The following is a 15,807-nucleotide window of genomic DNA, read 5'->3' as shown; positions in this document are numbered from 1 at the left end:
CTGGTGGTACATGCAGAACGCGGTGCCGGTCCGAAGTCGGCTTCGGACCGGCACCGCTCTCGGGGCGACGCTGGGAGGTGGGAGGGGGAGCGTCGGCCCGAGGGTCTCAGCGGCAGGCGCGCCCGTCGTTGATGCAGCGCACCGCGCCGGCCATCAGGCCGTTCGACATGACGTTGATGAAGTCTCCGTGGTCGGTCACCGGCTTGTGCAGCTGCTCGGGGAAGCTGTCCACGGCGAACCGGGAACCCGGCGGCACGCTGTAGACGATCCGCTGCACGAGCTGCGGGATGGCCTTGAAGCCCTTCTTGCAGTTGCCGTTGGCGTCGGCGAAGGCGACGTGGGTGCGGTGGTTGGCGCTGTCGATGTTCTTGCCGTCCCAGCAGCTCTGGAAGTTGAACGTCCGTACGACGTCGCTGCCCTTGGGGCACACCGGGTACTTGTCCTTCAGCTGGCGGTTCTCGAAGCCGGTGCAGCTCCAGGACGCGTTCGCGTTCGCGTTGCCGTTGGTCAGGGCCTTGGCGTCGCCGGTGATGATCCGCATGAAGCGGGGCATCGCGGTGACCTTGCTGACGGGGCTGCCCTTGAACTCGATGGTCACCTGCTTCGGCTTCAGGATCGTGCCGACGTTCGCGTCCTGGCCGCCGCCGGGAGCCTTGGCGTCCTTCTCCGCCTTGCCGTCGCGCAGTCGCAGCACCGGCCAGTAGTACGCCGACTGGTCGCCGTTGGTGCAGGTGGTCCCGGACTGGGCGAGGCTGTTGTTGGTGGAGAAGGCGTCGGTGGTCTTGTTGCCGACGTAGTCGTGCATGTGGTGGGCGCCGTTGCTCACACCGGGCGCGACGATGACGTTGTCCGGATTGAAGTGGTTGTTCTCGTTGCGCCCGCACTGGACGGCGAAGGATCCGGTGGAGGCGCCGCCGCGGGCCGCGGGCTTGCGCACGTTGGGCTTCACGTTGCCGATGGCGACGAAGTCGCTGCGCGCCGGGCCGCCCTTGGCCGCCTGCTGCTGGTTCTGCTGCGCGGCGGCGCCCTGGGCACCCTGGGCGGCGTTCGCGGGGGCCGGCTCGTCCGCCGGGTTGGCGGCGGCCGCCTCCTTCATCACGCAGGTGCTGAGCTTGTCGAGCCCGGCGGGCTTCTGGCCCGCCTTGCCGAGGGTGTCGGTGATGCCGGTGATGGTCTGGTCGCGCTGCTGCTTCAGCCCGCCGAGCAGGGCCTTGTCCTTGGCCTTGCCCGAGGACAGCTGCTGGTAGGCGTCGGCGACCTGGGTGTCCAGCTGGGCGAGCTTCGCGTCCACCTGGACGCGGGCCTGGTCGGGGACGTTGCTGAGCTTGTCGCCCACGTCCGGACAGTCGATGGTGGCGGTCACGGGTGCCGAACGGCCGTCCTGCCCGGCGAACGCGCCCTGTTCGACGATCACGACGCCACCGCCGCCCAGAGCCAGGACGGACATCAGGGCGAGGACCTTGTGCTTCGGCCGCAGTCGGCGTTTGTGGCCCTTTTGGCTCATACGATCACTTCACTTCGTCGGTCGGGAAACGGGGGAAGAGGCGGCCGGGGCAGGCGCGGAGGGGGTACCCGACGGGGTGTCCGCGAGGCCGTCGAAGTCGACGAGCCCGCTGGCCTCGAGGACCGTGATGTGGTCCAGGACGGTGTTGTTGGCGTCCGTGGCGAGCTGGCGGACCATGGAGTTGCGCGTCTGGGCGCGGATCTGGGCCACCAGCGCGAACACCTTGCCGTGCGCCCTGCGCAGCAGCTGGACGAACAGCCTTTCGTACTGGGGGCCTTGGGCCCGGTCCATCTGGTCGAGCCACTCCTGCTGCTGAGCGCTGGGCTGGCTCGGGATCTCCATGCCGAGGGCCTGGGCCACCTCCGTGACCCTGCGGTCCAGTTCGGTGTGGCCGTCGACGAGGTGCTCCCCGGCCGTGCGGATCGCGGGTCGGGTGCTGCGCTGCTGGGCCTGCCGTCCTGCGGGCAGCTCCCACAGGCCGGCCAGGCGCACCTTGCGGACGAAGTCCCGGTCCTGGGGGGTGAGCGGCCCGAAGGCCGTGCTCTGGATTCCGGCGCCGTCGTCCTCGGGCGCCGCCGGAGCGGTGGCGGCCGCGGCGCTCCTCCCGCCGAACTTCTGCACGGGAATGAGCAACGCGATCAGGGTGAAGGCGAGAGCGCCGATGACGACGCCCGTCGCCATCACGTGTCGCGATGCCACCGACATGCTGCCGACGGCCGACCGACGGATTCCCAGCACTGTTCCTCCTTGCTGCGTGGACCGGGAGGGGCTGCGCCGGCACGGGCTCCGGTCGTTGCTCCGGCAGTTGCCCGTGTCCAGTGCACCCGCGCTCCCCGGGTGCCACGGGACGCTAGTGCCAGTTGTGGTGCCCGTTCGGAAGGACCATCACGAATGGACAAACATCCGGGCAACGCCTCGAAAGGCTGGTACCGTGCGCGGGCGCTACCGGCGCGGTGTCTCGGGCACGGGCCGGGTCCTGGCTATGAGCAGGGCCACGTCGTCACGGTCGTCGGGCTGGCGCAGTTCGCCCAGCAGCAGGTCGCAGGTCTCCTCGAGCGGCCGCTCCGGGTCGCCCAGCAGTGCGGTGAGCACCTGCAGGCGGACGTCGATGTCCTCGTCGCGGGTTTCGACGAGCCCGTCGGTGTACAGGACGAGCTGGTCGCCGACGTCCAGGTCCAGGGCGGTGGCCTCGAAGGGCACTCCGCCGACCCCCAGCGGCGCGCCGGTCGGCAGGTCCAGGAGCTCGGGCGGCCGGCCCGGGCGCGTCCGTACGGGGGGCAGGTGGCCGGCGGTCGCGATGCGGCACTGGTTGCGGTGCGGGTCGTAGACGGCGATCACGCAGGTGGCCATGGTGTGCCCGAGCCCGGTGGTGGTGTGGTCCAGCCGGGTCAGGACGGCCGCCGGGTCGAGGTCGAGTTCCGCCAGGGTCCGGGCGGCGGTGCGCAGTTGACCCATGGTGGCGGCGGCGTTGATGCCGCTGCCCATGACGTCCCCGACGACGAGGGCGGTCTTGTCGTTCGGCAGCGGGATGACGTCGAACCAGTCTCCCCCGACCTCGCCGGCCGCCGCGGCGGGCTGGTACCGGTAGGCGATCTCCAGGCCGGGGGTGGGGGTGGGCTGGTGGGGCAGCAGGTGGCGCTGGAGGGTGAGGGCGGCGTGGCGCTGCTTCTGGTACCAGCGGGCGTTGTCGATGCAGACGGCGGCGCGGGCCGCCAGTTCACTGGCGAGCAGGATGTCGTCCTGGTCGAACGGCAGCGGGTTGTCGGTGCGTTGGAGACCCATGGCACCGATGACCTCGCCTCGGGCGATCAGCGGCACCGCGAGGTAGGAGTGGAGTCCGGCCTCGGCGAGAAGGGTGGCGGCGGTGGCGTCGCGGGCGACGCTGCCCATCTCCTCCGCGGTCACGTGCGCCACGAGCACGGGACGGGCGGACTGCACGCACTGGGTGACGACCCGGGTCGCGTCGTAGCGGGCGATCGAGCCGACCGGGTCGGCCGCGAGGGTGGCGGGCGTGGGGCGCGCCGCCTTGACGGCGAGGGCGCGGAAGCGCACGGTCTCGTCCGTCGGGCCCCCGGGCGGGTGGTCACCCGTGAGGATGGCGTCGAGGACGTCGATGGTGGCCAGGTCGGCGAGCTGCGGGACGGCGATGTCGCCGAGTTCGCGCGCCGTGACCCAGAGGTCGAGGGTGGTGCCGATGCGTACGGAGGCGTCGGCGATCAGGGCGAGCCGCTGCCGGGCCAGGGCGACGGCCATCGAGGTCTTGTGCTGTTCGGTGACGTCGACGACGGAGGCGGCGATCCCCAGGGGCTGCCCGGCCGGGTCGTCGAGCCGGTAGAGGGAGACCGAATAGGCGTGGTCCCTTTCTGGGTCGGCGGGCGTACGGCCGGTGGTGAACCGGTTCAGCTGGGGGCGGCCGGTGGACATGACCTCGCGCATGGCGGTCTCGATGGACGCGGCGTCCAAACGGGGCAGCACCTCGTGGACGCGGCGGCCGACGTGCCGGGCGGCGGAGATCCCGTTGATCCGTTCCAGGGCAGGGTTGACCAGGACGTAGCGGAGCTCGGGGTCCAGGACGGCCAGGCCGATCGGGGACTGCGCGACCAGACGCATCGACAGCGCCAGGTCGCGTTCCACGCGCCGCAGGGTGGCCTGGTCGGAGGCGATGCCGAGTGCGTAGAGCCGTCCCTGGCTGTCCTCCAGCCGCATGTTGCGGAACTCCGCCGACCGGGTGCTGCCGTCCTTGTGCCGTACGGGGAACGTCCCGGCCCACGAGCCGCCGCCCGACATCACCCTCTCGAACAGGGCGAGCACCGTGTCCAGGTTCCGTTCGTCGACGAGCAGCTTCGCCGCGAACCGGCCGAGCGCCTCGCCTGCGGTGTACCCGAACAGTTCCTCGGCCTGCGGGCTCCAGAGCGCGATCCGCCCCTCCGCGTCGAGGACGACCGCCGCGACACCGAGCACGTCGAGCAGCCCGGGGCCGGTGGCGGGGTCGACGGAGGGGCCGGGGCGCGCCGGCTCGGCACCGGCCGGAGAGGCGTCCGCCGTATTCATGCCGGGCGCTCCTTCCCGTCCACTGCCGCAAGGGCGGTACATCGGCCCGCTCGGTCTCCACGCCCCGGTCCGCCCGGGGCGTCTCCCATCCTCCCTCCACTCCCCCGGACCGGCAGCGCAGCCGCCCGCCGATACGGCCGTACGACGGACCGGGGGGCGCTCGCGCCGCCGTTTCCGGGAGCGCAGGAACAAGGAGCGCGGTGTATTCAGGAGTCATGGACCACCGGCCGCCGCATCCGAGCCATCGCCACGTCGGCGAGCCGCGCCTGCCGCTGCCGGCGGTTCCCTTCGCGCTGATCGCGGTCGTCACGGTGGTCGACGTCCTGGCGCCGCCCGATGTCCACCTGGGTCCGTTCCTGGTCGCGGCCCCGGCGATCACCGCCTCCTTCGCCGGGCCCCGGATGACGGGGTTCGTGGGCGCGGTGGCCGTGCTGGCCCAGGTGGCGGTGGCCGTGACACGGACCACCGCCACCGATCTGAACCACACCTTCCAGATCATCGCCCTGGTGCTGATCTCGGCCTTCGTCACCTTCTTCGCACACCTGCGCGAGGTCCACGAGAAACAGCTGGTCCAGCTGCGCTCCGTCGCCGAGGCCGCGCAGGAGGTGGTCCTGCGGCCGCTGCGCGACCGGATGGGACCGCTGCGCCTGGCCTCCGTCTACCTGGCCGCGGAGGCCGAGGCCCAGATCGGCGGGGACCTGTACGCCGCCACCCGCACCCGGCACGGCACCCGGCTGATCATCGGCGACGTCCGCGGCAAGGGCCTGGAGGCGGTCGGGGACGCCGCCCTGGTGCTCGGCGCGTTCCGGGCCGCCGCCCACCAGGAGGCGGACCTGCCGACGCTGGTCGCCCACCTGGAGGCCGCCGTGGCGGCCGACCCGGACGGCACGGGCGAGGCGTCCGGCGAACCCGGCGAGGCGTTCACGACGGCCGCGGTGGTCGACATCCCCGACCAGGAGATGACCGTACGGCTCATCAGCTGCGGCCATCCGCCGCCCCTGCTGCTGCGCGGCGGCCGGGTGGTCCCCCTCGAGGTGGACCACCCGGCGCCACCCCTTGGCCTGACGCAGTTCGTGGACACCGGCTTCGCCCCGCAGTCCTTCTCCTTCGAGCCGGGCGACGTGATCCTGCTGTACACGGACGGGGTCATCGAGGCCCGGGACGCCGAGGGCGCCTTCTACCCCCTGCCGGAGCGCGCCGCCGACTGGCCGGATGACGGCCCGGACGCCCTGCTGCGGCACCTGCGCGCGGACCTGCTGGCCCATTCCCCGGGCGGCAGTCTCGGCGACGACGCGGCGATGGTCGCCATCGAACGCGTCACCGGTCGCCCCTGACCCGCGGGGCCCGCGGGACCCGCGCCCCGCGCCCTCGGCGCGCTTGCGCCGGCAATGCCGCCTGCGTGTCGGCCAGTTGTCCGGATCTGAGCTCGTTCGTGAGGAGCATACGGTCCGGCCCTCCGGGATGATTCGCCCGGGGCCCTCGTACAACAGGGTGGTGAGGCCATTGCATTCACGGAAGGAAATGGCTCTTCGTGAACATGAAACGCCTCGCACCGATGCTCGCCGTCGCCGGGCTGATCGCCGGCACCGTCCCCCTTCTCTCCGCGACCGGGGCCTCCGCCGCCCCGGCCGCCGAGTACACCCCGCAGAAGCCCGCGTGGCAGCGGTGCAGTGCGGACCGGCCCGCCGCCTACGAATGCGCCACGATCAAGGTCCCGCTCGACTACCGGCGCCCCCGGGGACGCACGATCGACCTCGCGATATCGCGGATGAAGAGCGGGAACCCGGCCCGGCGGCACGGCGCCATGCTGCTCAACCCGGGCGGTCCGGGCGGTTCGGGGCTCGATCTCCCGCTGATGATGGATGAGGTGATGCCCAAGGACGTACGCGACCAGTACGACCTCATCGGCTTCGACCCGCGCGGCGTGGGCGCCTCCACCCCGATCACCTGCGGTCTGACGGACACCGAGCAGAACATCAACCGGCCGTACAGGGAGGAGACGTTCCCGGCGGACGTGGCCTGGGCGCGCACCGTCGCGGACAAGTGCCGGGAGAAGGCGGGCCCGGTACTGCCGTTCGTCACCACCCGCAACACCGCACGCGACATGGACGCGATCCGTGCCGCGCTGGGCGAGAAGAAGATCTCGTACGTCGGCTACTCGTACGGCACCTATCTCGGCGCGGTGTACACCCAGATGTTCCCCGAGCGCAGCGACCGCATCGTGCTGGACAGCGGCGTGGACCCGCAGCGCATCTGGCGGGGCATGATCCAGGTGTGGGCCACGGAGGCGGAGCCCGCGTTCAGGCGGTGGACGCAGTGGACGGCCGAGCGCTCGGCCGAGTACGGGCTCGGCGCCACCCCCGACGCCGTCTCCAGGACCTTCTGGGACCTCGTGGCCCGGGCCGACCGGGAGCCGATCGAGTTCGAGGGCACGAAGCTCACCGGCGATGACATCCGCACCGCGCGGGCGGTGTTCTTCTCCCCCTCGCAGGCGGCGCCCCTCGTCAAGGCGCTCAAGGACGCGGCCGACGGGAAGCCCGTCAAGCTGACCCCGCCCCAGCTACAGCTGCTCAAACCGGCCGCCGCCGAACCGGCGTCGGACAACGGCACCGCCGTGTTCCTGGCCGTGGTGTGCGGGGACACCGAATGGCCGCGCTACCCCGAGCAGTACGCGCGGGAGGCCGCCAGGGACAAGATCGCGTACCCGCTGTACGGGGACTTCGCCTCGAACATCAAGCCGTGCGCCTACTGGCAGCGGCCGGTCGAGCCCCCGACGGCGATGAAGACGAGGACCGACGTCCTGACCGTGCAGAACGAGTGGGACTCCCAGACCCCGCTGGTCAGCGGCCAGGGCCTGCACAAGGCACTGCGGGGTTCGCGGATGGTCCTCGCGCAGGGCGGCGAGGGCCACGGCGTGTACCTGGCCGACCCGAACTCCTGCGCCAACGCGCCGGTCAGCTCCTACCTGACGACGGGCAGGCTGCCTGCCGCCGACGTGACGTGCACGACGGCGCCGGGCGCCGCCGAGCACCGGGCCGAGATCGCCCCGCAGTCGCCGCAGCGCTTCCCGGGCCTCACCGACGGGAGGTTCTGACCCCGCACCGGCTCCGGCCGCCGCTCAGGACGCCTCGACGGCGGCCTTGATGCGGCGGCCGAAGTCCGGCGCGTCCTTGCGGGCCGCGCTCACCGCGAAGCCCACGAGCAGTTTCCCGAGCCCGTGTCCTTCCAGCGTGTTGAAGATGCGGACCCGGGTGCGGTCGCCGGGGAGGGCCTCGAAGTCGTACCCGCCCTCCGCGGTGACGAGGTTCTTGCTCTGCTCCGTCCAGCGGATCAGCCGCGGCGGTTCGAAGGCGGTGATGCGGAACTCGCGGCCGGTCTTCATCCCGGCGTCCTTCACCGTGCTGCGGAAGACCGTGCCCACACCGGTCGGGCCGTCGGGCGTCCGGGTGATCTCCTGGACCCGGGGGCTGAACTGCGGGTCGTTGCGCCCGTCGGCCAGATAGGCGAAGACCTCCCCTAGGCCCTGTCGTCAAACTCCCGTCGTCGCCCGGAGGGCGGCCTCGCGGCGTCTGGTGCGTGCTCTCGGCGCGCCGGGCGGAAGACCGCGTACTGGACGTACTTGGCTTTCGCCCGGTGCGGCGAGAGCGCGTGCCAGGCGTCGCGGGGCAGACGGCAGTTTGACGACAGGGCCTAGGGGCCGGTCGATCTCCACGGTCGCCTCGAACTGTCCGGACATGGCTGCCACTCCTCCGTACGCCGTCCCCCGAGCCATGATCGCAGGCCGGCCCCGGGTGCGCGCGCGGACGGCGGGGCCGCACCGTGCGCACCGGCCGCGCGGGCCGGCGTCACGGGCTCCTGGGGTGCCGGGCGCCGGCCGGACCACGGGCCGGGGAGCCGGCCACGGCGGCGCGGGGCGGGGTGGCGGCGATCCGGCTTCCGCGCAGCGGGGTCAGCAGCCCCGCCCCGACGATGAGCAGGCAGAACACCCCGGCGGCCACACTGACCGCGGGGACCCCGTGACGGTCGGCCAGGACGGTGAGGGCGGCCGCGCCCACCGGTCCCGAGGCGTTGTGCACGGTCCAGAAGGCGGAGGTGACCCGGCCGAGCAGGCGATCGGGGGTCACCTCCTGGCGCAGGGTCATCGAGCAGACCCCGCCCAGGGTCATCCCGAACATGCACACGGCGGCCAGTACGCCGATCACCGGCAGGCTGCGGCTGACGCCGGTGCCCGCCACGGCCACGCCGATCAGGACGACCGAGCCCAGCCAGCAGGACCCGAACCCGAAGGACCGGCGCAGCGGCCCGGCGGCGAAGGCCGCGCCGACGACGCCCAGGCCGCTCGCGGCGATGACGTAGCCGACGGTGGCCGCGTCCTGGCCGAGTTCGTGCCGGATCCGGTACACCAGGAGGTCGGTTGCGCCCATGGTGACGAAGGTCAGGAGCGTGAGCAGGACGGTCAGCGGGCGCAGCAGGGGGTGGGTCCACAGGAACCGGAAGCCCACCACGAACACCTCCCGCAGCCCGGCGGCCCCGGAGCGCCCGGGCCCGGCGGCACGCGGCCCCCCGGCGGACGGCCCCCCGGCGGACGGCCCCGCGGCGGACGGCTCCGCGGCGGACGGCTCCGGGTCGCCGTGCCGCCCGAAGGTCACCCAGCGCAGGCTGAGGGCCGAGACCAGGAAGGTCGCGCCGTCCACACCGAGGGCCCAGTCCGCGCCCACCCCGGCGGCGATGAACCCGGCCGCCGCGGGCCCGCACAGGGTCCCGACGGCGAAGGTGCCCATCAGCCGCCCGTTGGCGGCGGTCAGGTCCTCGGCGGGCACCAGCCCGGGCACCGCCGTCACGTACGCCACGTCGAACAGCGTCTTCAGCGCGGTGGCCACCGCCGTCAGTACGTACAGCACCCAGATGCGCGGCCCGGCCAGCCAGATGAGGGGCACCGCGCCCAGCAGCAGCGCCCGTACGAGATCGCAGGCGATCATCAGCCGGCGCCGGTCCGTCCGGTCCACCACGTGTCCGGCGAACATCCCGGTCGCGATGCCGGTGACACCGGTGACGACCGTGATCAGCCCCATCTGGACGACGGACCCGGTGGCTTCGAAGACCAGCAGGGGCATCGCGAGCAAGGTGATCGATCCGCCGAGGACGGACAGCGTCTGGCCCAGCCAGAAGACGTTGAAGTCCCGGTTGCGCCAGAGCGAGGGGCGGGGGGCCGCCACCCCGCTCAGCCCAGCAGGGCGTAGACGGTCGAGGCCGTGGCGGCCGGCTCCGTCGCGCCCTCGGGGGTCATGGTGACGTCGGCGAAGGCCATCCGCTTGCCGAGCTTGGTCACCCGGACCCCGATCAGCACGTCCGCGCCGAGCACCGGCCGTTGGAAGCTGGTCGACTGCTGGACGGTGGTCATCGGGCCGTACGCCCCGCGCGCGGCGGAGACCGCGATGACGGTGGCGGTGTCCGCGGCGGCCATCAGGGCCTGCCCGCAGAGGCCGCCGCCGTCCCTGGCCAGCGCCTCGGACCAGGGCAGCCGCAGTACGGCGTGCCGCTCGCCGGTCTCCTGGACGGTCAGCCCGAGGGCGAGCACCCAGGGGGCGAAGTTGTCGGCGAGGATCTTGTCTGCGTCTGCGGGTGTCAGGGTCACCCGGAGATTGTGGCGGCCCGCCCCGGGCCGCACAACACCATTGATCCGTCAGGGCAGTACGCGCTCCGGGCGGGACGGCGGGCCGGCGACGACCCGCCGGACCGGCCGGTCCCGTCGGTGCGCGCTGCGGGTCAGAGCGTCGCCGCCAGCTCCGTGCCCTGGCGGATCGCCCGCTTGGCGTCCAGCTCGGCGGCCACGTCCGCGCCGCCGATCAGGTGCGGCCGGGCGCCGGCCGCGAGCAGGGCCTCGTACAGGTCGCGGCGCGGCTCCTGGCCGGTGCAGAGCACCACCGTGTCGGCGGGGACGAGCCGCTGCTCGCCGCCGACGGTGATGTGCAGGCCCTCGTCGTCGATCCGGTCGTACGTGGCACCCGCGACGGAGACGACACCGCGGTGCTTGAGCTCCGCGCGGTGGATCCAGCCGGTGGTGGTGCCGAGGCCGGCGCCGACCTTGGTGGTCTTGCGCTGGAGGAGGTGGACCCGGCGCGGCGGCGCGGGCCGCTCGGGGGCGGTGAGCCCGCCGGGGCCGGCGTACGCGGTGTCGACACCCCAGTGGCGGAAGTACGTCTCGGGGTCCTGGGAGGCCCCCTCGCCGCTGTCGGTGAGGAACTCGGCGACGTCGAAGCCGATGCCGCCGGCGCCGACGACGGCGACGCGCTCGCCGACGGGGGCGCCGTCGCGCAGGACGTCGAGGTAGCTGACGACGTTGGCGTGGTCGACGCCCTCGATGTCGGGGGTCCGGGGGGTGACGCCGGTGGCGACGACGACCTCGTCGTAGCCCTGGAGGGTCTCGACGTCGGCGCGGGTGTTCAGGCGGACGTCGACGGCGCGGGCCTCGAGCTGGGTGCCGAAGTAGCGGATGGTCTCCTCGAACTCCTCCTTGCCCGGGATGCGGCGGGCGATGTCGAGCTGTCCGCCGATGTGGCCCGAGGCCTCGAAGAGGGTGACGGTGTGGCCGCGTTCGGCGGCGGAGACGGCGCAGGCGAGTCCGGCCGGGCCGGCCCCGACGACGGCGACGCGCTTCTTCAGCTGCGTGGGCGAGAGCACGAGTTCGGTCTCGTGGCAGGCGCGCGGGTTGACCAGGCAGCTGGTGATCTTGCCGCTGAAGGTGTGGTCGAGGCAGGCCTGGTTGCAGCCGATGCAGGTGTTGATGGTCTCCGAGCGGCCGGCGGCGGCCTTGGCGACGAAGTCGGCGTCGGCGAGGAAGGGGCGGGCCAGCGAGACCAGGTCGGCGCGGCCGTCGGCGAGCAGCTCCTCGGCGATCTCCGGGGTGTTGATGCGGTTGCTGGTGACGAGGGGGACCGAGACCGCGCCCATCAGCCGCTTGGTGACCCAGGTGTAGGCGCCGCGCGGGACGGACGTGGCGATGGTGGGGATGCGGGCCTCGTGCCAGCCGATGCCGGTGTTGATGATGGTGGCGCCGGCCGCCTCGATCTCCTTGGCGAGGTGGACGACCTCGTCGAGGGTGGAGCCGCCGGGGATCAGGTCGAGCATCGAGAGGCGGTAGATGAGGATGAAGTCCTCGCCTACGGCGGCGCGGGTGCGGCGGACGATCTCCAGCGGGAAGCGCACGCGGTTCTCGTACGCGCCGCCCCAGCGGTCGGTGCGCTTGTTGGTGGCGGCGGCGATGAACTCGTTGACGAGGTAGCCCTCGGAGCCCATGATCTCGACGCCGTCGTACCCGGCGAGCTTGGCGAGGCGGGCGGCGCGGACGAAGTCCTCGACGGTGCGCTCGACCTCGATGTCCGTCAGCTCGTTCGGAACGAAGGGGCTGATGGGGGCCTGGATCGCGCTGGGCGCGACCAGGTCCTTGTGGTAGGCGTAACGGCCGAAGTGGAGGATCTGCATCGCGATCTTCCCGCCCTCGGCGTGCACGGCCTCGGTGATCACCCGGTGCTCGGCGGCCTCTTCCTCGGTGGTGAGGCGGGAGCCGCCCTCGAAGGGCCGGCCGGCGTCGTTGGGGGCGATGCCGCCGGTGACGATCAGGCCGGCGCCACCGCGGGCGCGCTCGGCGTAGAAGGCGGCGAGGCGCTCGAAACCGCCCGCGTGCTCCTCCAGGCCGGTGTGCATCGAGCCCATGATCACGCGGTTCGGCAGGGTGGTGAAGCCGAGGTCCAGGGGGCTCAGCAGGTGCGGGTACCGGCTCTGGGAACTCTGCGGACTCATCGGGGTGTGCCTCCTCGCGCGGGGGTGATGGACCTGTTCTAGCGAGCGGGGGGAGGTTTTGCAACTAGGTGCATAACCGGGCCGGGGGCACTCCGGCCGGGAATCCCGGGGCCCGGGCCTCCCGGCGGCCTCCCCCTGTGGCGCAGTTCACGGGCGGCCCGGGCCCCGAGGCCACCTGGTCGCGTCTGCCGGATGACCACTCGGCACATGGTGGCGGTGAAGTGCGGGGTCTCCGGCCCCCCGGACGGCGACCCGCTGGCCCTCCTGCCCGCGGTGGCCGAACGCGGGAGACCGGGCGCCCGGGGCGCCGGCCCCGCTGCGGACCGTCGTGGCCGCCGGGCACCGCAACCACCGCCGCCGCCCGGAGGCCGGGGCGGCGGCGGTGGCGGCGCAGCCACCGCCCGCGGCGGGCCGGGGGTCAGGCCCGGTGCAGGCGGACCGTTGCGATCTGGAACGGGCGCAGGGTCAGGGGGAGCGTGCCGGCCGGGGACGGGGCGCCGACCGCCGTCGGGGACAGGGGGCGTTCCAGGAGGTCGGTCTCGGACGCCGCCGAGAAGGGGAAGCCGGCGGTGAGGGTGGCCGTGGCGCGGCCGCCGCGGGACTCGTAGAGGCGGACGATCACGTCGCCGCTGCGGTCCTCGGCGAGCTTGACCGCTTCGACGACGACCGCGTCCTCGTCCACCGCGACCAGCGGGGCGACCGGGCCCGCGCCGGAGACCAGACGTTCCGGCAGGTTGAGCGCGTGGCCCTCGCGGACCGCGTCCGCGATCTGCGCACCCGGCGCCAGCGAGAACCGCAGGGTGTGGGAGCCCTGGTCGGTCTCCGGGTCCGGATAGCGCGGGGCCCGGAGGAGGGAGAGCCGGACCGTGGTGGTCTGCCCGCCGTCCGGCCGCATGTCGCGGGTCACGTCGTGGCCGTACGTGGAGTCGTTGAGGAGCGCGGTCCCCCACCCGGGCTCCTCGACGTGGATCCACCGGTGCGCACAGATCTCGAACTTGGCGGCCTCCCAAGAGGTGTTGGTGTGGGTCGCCCGGTACACGTGCCCGAACTGGGTCTCCGACGCGGACCGTTCGGCCTTCACGTCCAGCGGGAAGGCGGCCTTCAGGAACTTCTCCGTCTCGTGCCAGTCCACCTCCGTCACCATGTCCACCGTCGTGGCGCCCGCCCGCAGGGTGATCGACTGGACCGCCGACGAGCGGCCGAAGGAGCGCGAGACGCGGACCGTCACCACGTCCGGGCCGGCCTCGGCCACCTCCAGGGCGTCCGCCTGCACCAGGTCGGTGACCTTGTTGCGGTAGAAGGCGTCGACGTCCCAGGCGTCCCACATGTTCGGGAAGTCGGGGTGGATCTGGAGCAGGTTCGCGGCCTGCCCCGGCGCCACCGCCTCACGGCGGGCCTCCAGGTCGTAGGCCGACACGATCAGCCCGCGCCCGTCCACCTCCACCAGCAGCCGCCCGTTGGCCAGGACGTACCCGCCGCCGTGCCGCTCCTCCACGGTGACCTGCTGCCCCGCCCCCTGCGGCACGCCCGCGCCGCCCGCGGGGATGCCGCGCCGGGCGTGCGGGGCGCAGTTGAAGACGAGCTCGGTGGTGCCCTCCCCGGCCAGGGCCAGCTGCGCGGCCAGGGTGATCCCGCGCAGCTCCTCGCCCACCCGTGCGTACGTCGCGCGCGCCTCGCGGTGCACCCAGGCGATGGACGATCCGGGCAGGATGTCGTGGAACTGGTGGAGCAGCACCGTCTTCCAGATCCGCTCCAGGTCCTCGTACGGGTACCTGAACCCCGGCACCCGGACCGCGGCGGTGGCCGCCCACAGCTCGGCCTCCCGCAGCAGCGATTCGCTGTGCCGGTTGCCCTGCTTGGTCTTGGCCTGAGAGGTGTAGGTTCCGCGGTGCAGCTCCAGGTACAGCTCGCCGGCCCAGACGGGCGCGTCCGGGTACTCGGCGTGCGCCTTCTCGAAGAACGCGTCGGGGCGCTCGATCTCGACGCGCGGGGAGCCTTCGAGATCGCGCTGGCGCCGGGCGCGGGCCAGGTGCTCGCGGGTGGGACCGCCGCCGCCGTCGCCCCAGCCGAAGGGGACGAGTGAGCGCGAACCCCGGCCCTTCTCGCGGTAGTTGCGGGCTGCGTGCGCGAGCTGCGCACCGCCGAGATCGCTGTTGTAGGTGTCGACGGGCGGGAAGTGCGTGAAGACGCGCGTGCCGTCGATGCCCTCCCACCAGAAGGTGTGGTGCGGGAAGGCGTTCACCTGCGACCAGGAGATCTTCTGCGTCAGGAACCAGTGGGAGCCGGAGAGCCTCACGATCTGCGGCATCGCCGCGGTGTACCCGAAGGAGTCGGGGAGCCACACGTTGTGGGTGTCGATGCCGAACTCGTCGAGGAAGAACTTCTTCCCGTACAGGAACTGGCGGACCATCGCCTCGCCGCCGACCATGTTGGTGTCGGACTCCACCCACATGCCGCCGACCGGCACGAACTGCCCGTCCGCGACCTTCTTCTTGACCCGCTCGAACAGCTCGGGCCGGTGCGTCTTGATCCAGTCCAGCTGCTGCGCCTGCGACATGGCGAAGACGAACTCGGGGTGCGTGTCCATCAGGCCGACCACGTTGGAGGCGGTCCGCGCGACCTTGCGGACCGTCTCGCGCAGCGGCCACAGCCACGCGGAGTCGATGTGGGCGTGGCCGACCGCGCTGATCCGGTGCGCCGAGGCGTTGGCGGGGGCGGCGAGCACCGCGGCGAGCCGCGCGCGGGCTGCGGCCGCCGTGCCGGGGACGTCGTCCAGGTCCACCGCGTCGAGCGCCGCGTCCAGGGCGCGCAGGATCTCGTGGCGCCGGGCGTCGCCCTCGGCGAGCTGCATCATCAGGTCGTGGAGGACTTCCAGGTCCTGGACGAGTTCCCAGACCTCCGTCTCGAACACGGTGAGGTCCATCCGGGCCAGCCGGTAGAGGGGCTGGTCGCCGCTGGTCTGCCGGTCGCCCTCGTACGTCGCGCGGTGGTCGACCAGGACGGGGTTGGAGGCCGCCTCGACGTACCACTCGACCTGCTCGCCGCCGGCCGCGGAGTCGGCCACGCGCACCCAGTCGTTGTACGGGTTGAGCGCCTTGACCACGGCCCCGTCGGCCCGGTGGACGAGCCCCTCGCACTGGAATCCGGGCATCATCCGGTCGAAGCCCAGGTCGAGGACCGCCTCGACCGTACGGCCGGCCCACTCGGCCGGGACGGTGCCGGTGACCTTGAACCAGGTGGTGCCCCAGGCCGGGCCCCAGCTCTCACCTGCCGCGCAGGGCGCGTACGGGGCCGCGAGGCCCTCGGCGACCGGCACGGGTTCGCCCGGGGCCTCCCAGCGCCCGGTCTCCAGCGGGACCGGGCGGGAGTGGACGGCGGGCCTGATGCGTTCCGTGAGGACCCGGCGCAGGCGGTGTTCGGTGATGCTGCGGTCGTCGTGCATGACGGCTGCT

At 72.8% G+C, this 15,807-nt stretch carries 9 protein-coding genes and 1 pseudogene; 2 read left to right on the top strand and 8 right to left on the bottom strand.

The features are described from left to right. Window positions 1-106 precede the first annotated feature (106 nt). From ACIPK4_RS18800 to ACIPK4_RS18790, 3 genes are all read right to left on the bottom strand, one after another. On the bottom strand, window positions 107-1,504 hold the full coding sequence (locus tag ACIPK4_RS18800; protein WP_402313909.1) for a DUF1996 domain-containing protein: 1,398 nt from the start codon (window positions 1,502-1,504) through the stop codon (window positions 107-109). Between the two features lie 9 nt (window positions 1,505-1,513). Next, window positions 1,514-2,242, bottom strand: a complete 729-nt coding sequence (locus tag ACIPK4_RS18795; RefSeq protein WP_402313907.1) for a DUF4142 domain-containing protein — start codon at window positions 2,240-2,242, stop codon at window positions 1,514-1,516. Between the two features lie 204 nt (window positions 2,243-2,446). Further along, window positions 2,447-4,555: a SpoIIE family protein phosphatase gene (locus ACIPK4_RS18790; protein WP_402313905.1), complete on the bottom strand. Its 2,109-nt coding sequence runs from the start codon at window positions 4,553-4,555 to the stop codon at window positions 2,447-2,449. Window positions 4,556-4,770: 215 nt separating this feature from the next. On the opposite strand from ACIPK4_RS18790, the gene ACIPK4_RS18785 reads away from it, so the two are divergent. After that, window positions 4,771-5,889, top strand: coding sequence for a PP2C family protein-serine/threonine phosphatase (locus ACIPK4_RS18785; protein ID WP_402313903.1), 1,119 nt, complete (start codon window positions 4,771-4,773; stop codon window positions 5,887-5,889). Window positions 5,890-6,092: 203 nt separating this feature from the next. Next, window positions 6,093-7,649: an alpha/beta hydrolase gene (locus ACIPK4_RS18780; RefSeq protein WP_402314388.1), complete on the top strand. Its 1,557-nt coding sequence runs from the start codon at window positions 6,093-6,095 to the stop codon at window positions 7,647-7,649. Between the two features lie 24 nt (window positions 7,650-7,673). Here the strand turns inward: ACIPK4_RS18780 and ACIPK4_RS18775 are convergent. From ACIPK4_RS18775 to ACIPK4_RS18755, 5 genes and pseudogenes are all read right to left on the bottom strand, one after another. Next, a pseudogene (locus ACIPK4_RS18775) lies at window positions 7,674-8,069 on the bottom strand (SRPBCC family protein); the annotation flags it as partial. A gap of 331 nt (window positions 8,070-8,400) precedes the next feature. Then, window positions 8,401-9,771 (bottom strand): MFS transporter, encoded by a 1,371-nt coding sequence (locus ACIPK4_RS18770; protein WP_402313901.1) that lies wholly within the window; start codon window positions 9,769-9,771, stop codon window positions 8,401-8,403. A 5-nt stretch (window positions 9,772-9,776) separates the two neighbouring features. Next, window positions 9,777-10,190: a PaaI family thioesterase gene (locus ACIPK4_RS18765; RefSeq protein WP_054220923.1), complete on the bottom strand. Its 414-nt coding sequence runs from the start codon at window positions 10,188-10,190 to the stop codon at window positions 9,777-9,779. Between the two features lie 131 nt (window positions 10,191-10,321). Then, window positions 10,322-12,355, bottom strand: a complete 2,034-nt coding sequence (locus tag ACIPK4_RS18760; protein ID WP_402313899.1) for an FAD-dependent oxidoreductase — start codon at window positions 12,353-12,355, stop codon at window positions 10,322-10,324. A 418-nt stretch (window positions 12,356-12,773) separates the two neighbouring features. After that, window positions 12,774-15,797, bottom strand: coding sequence for an alpha-mannosidase (locus tag ACIPK4_RS18755; protein ID WP_402313897.1), 3,024 nt, complete (start codon window positions 15,795-15,797; stop codon window positions 12,774-12,776). Window positions 15,798-15,807: the final 10 nt, after the last annotated feature.

Source organism: Streptomyces sp. NPDC086989, assembly GCF_044745505.1.
In the GTDB taxonomy this organism is placed as follows: Bacteria; Actinomycetota; Actinomycetes; order Streptomycetales; family Streptomycetaceae; genus Streptomyces.
The sequence above is the reverse complement of the archived record's forward strand: the minus strand, read 5'-3'. Positions and strand labels throughout refer to the sequence as shown.

What these genes read in the sequence shown, in the direction of transcription:
- ACIPK4_RS18755 (WP_402313897.1), bottom strand. Translation starts at nt 15,797, where the DNA reads ATGCACGACGACCGCAGCATCACCGAACACCGCCTGCGCCGGGTCCTC.
- ACIPK4_RS18790 (WP_402313905.1), bottom strand. Translation starts at nt 4,555, where the DNA reads ATGAATACGGCGGACGCCTCTCCGGCCGGTGCCGAGCCGGCGCGCCCC.
- ACIPK4_RS18800 (WP_402313909.1), bottom strand. Translation starts at nt 1,504, where the DNA reads ATGAGCCAAAAGGGCCACAAACGCCGACTGCGGCCGAAGCACAAGGTC.
- ACIPK4_RS18780 (WP_402314388.1), top strand. Translation starts at nt 6,093, where the DNA reads ATGAAACGCCTCGCACCGATGCTCGCCGTCGCCGGGCTGATCGCCGGC.
- ACIPK4_RS18760 (WP_402313899.1), bottom strand. Translation starts at nt 12,355, where the DNA reads ATGAGTCCGCAGAGTTCCCAGAGCCGGTACCCGCACCTGCTGAGCCCC.
- ACIPK4_RS18785 (WP_402313903.1), top strand. Translation starts at nt 4,771, where the DNA reads ATGGACCACCGGCCGCCGCATCCGAGCCATCGCCACGTCGGCGAGCCG.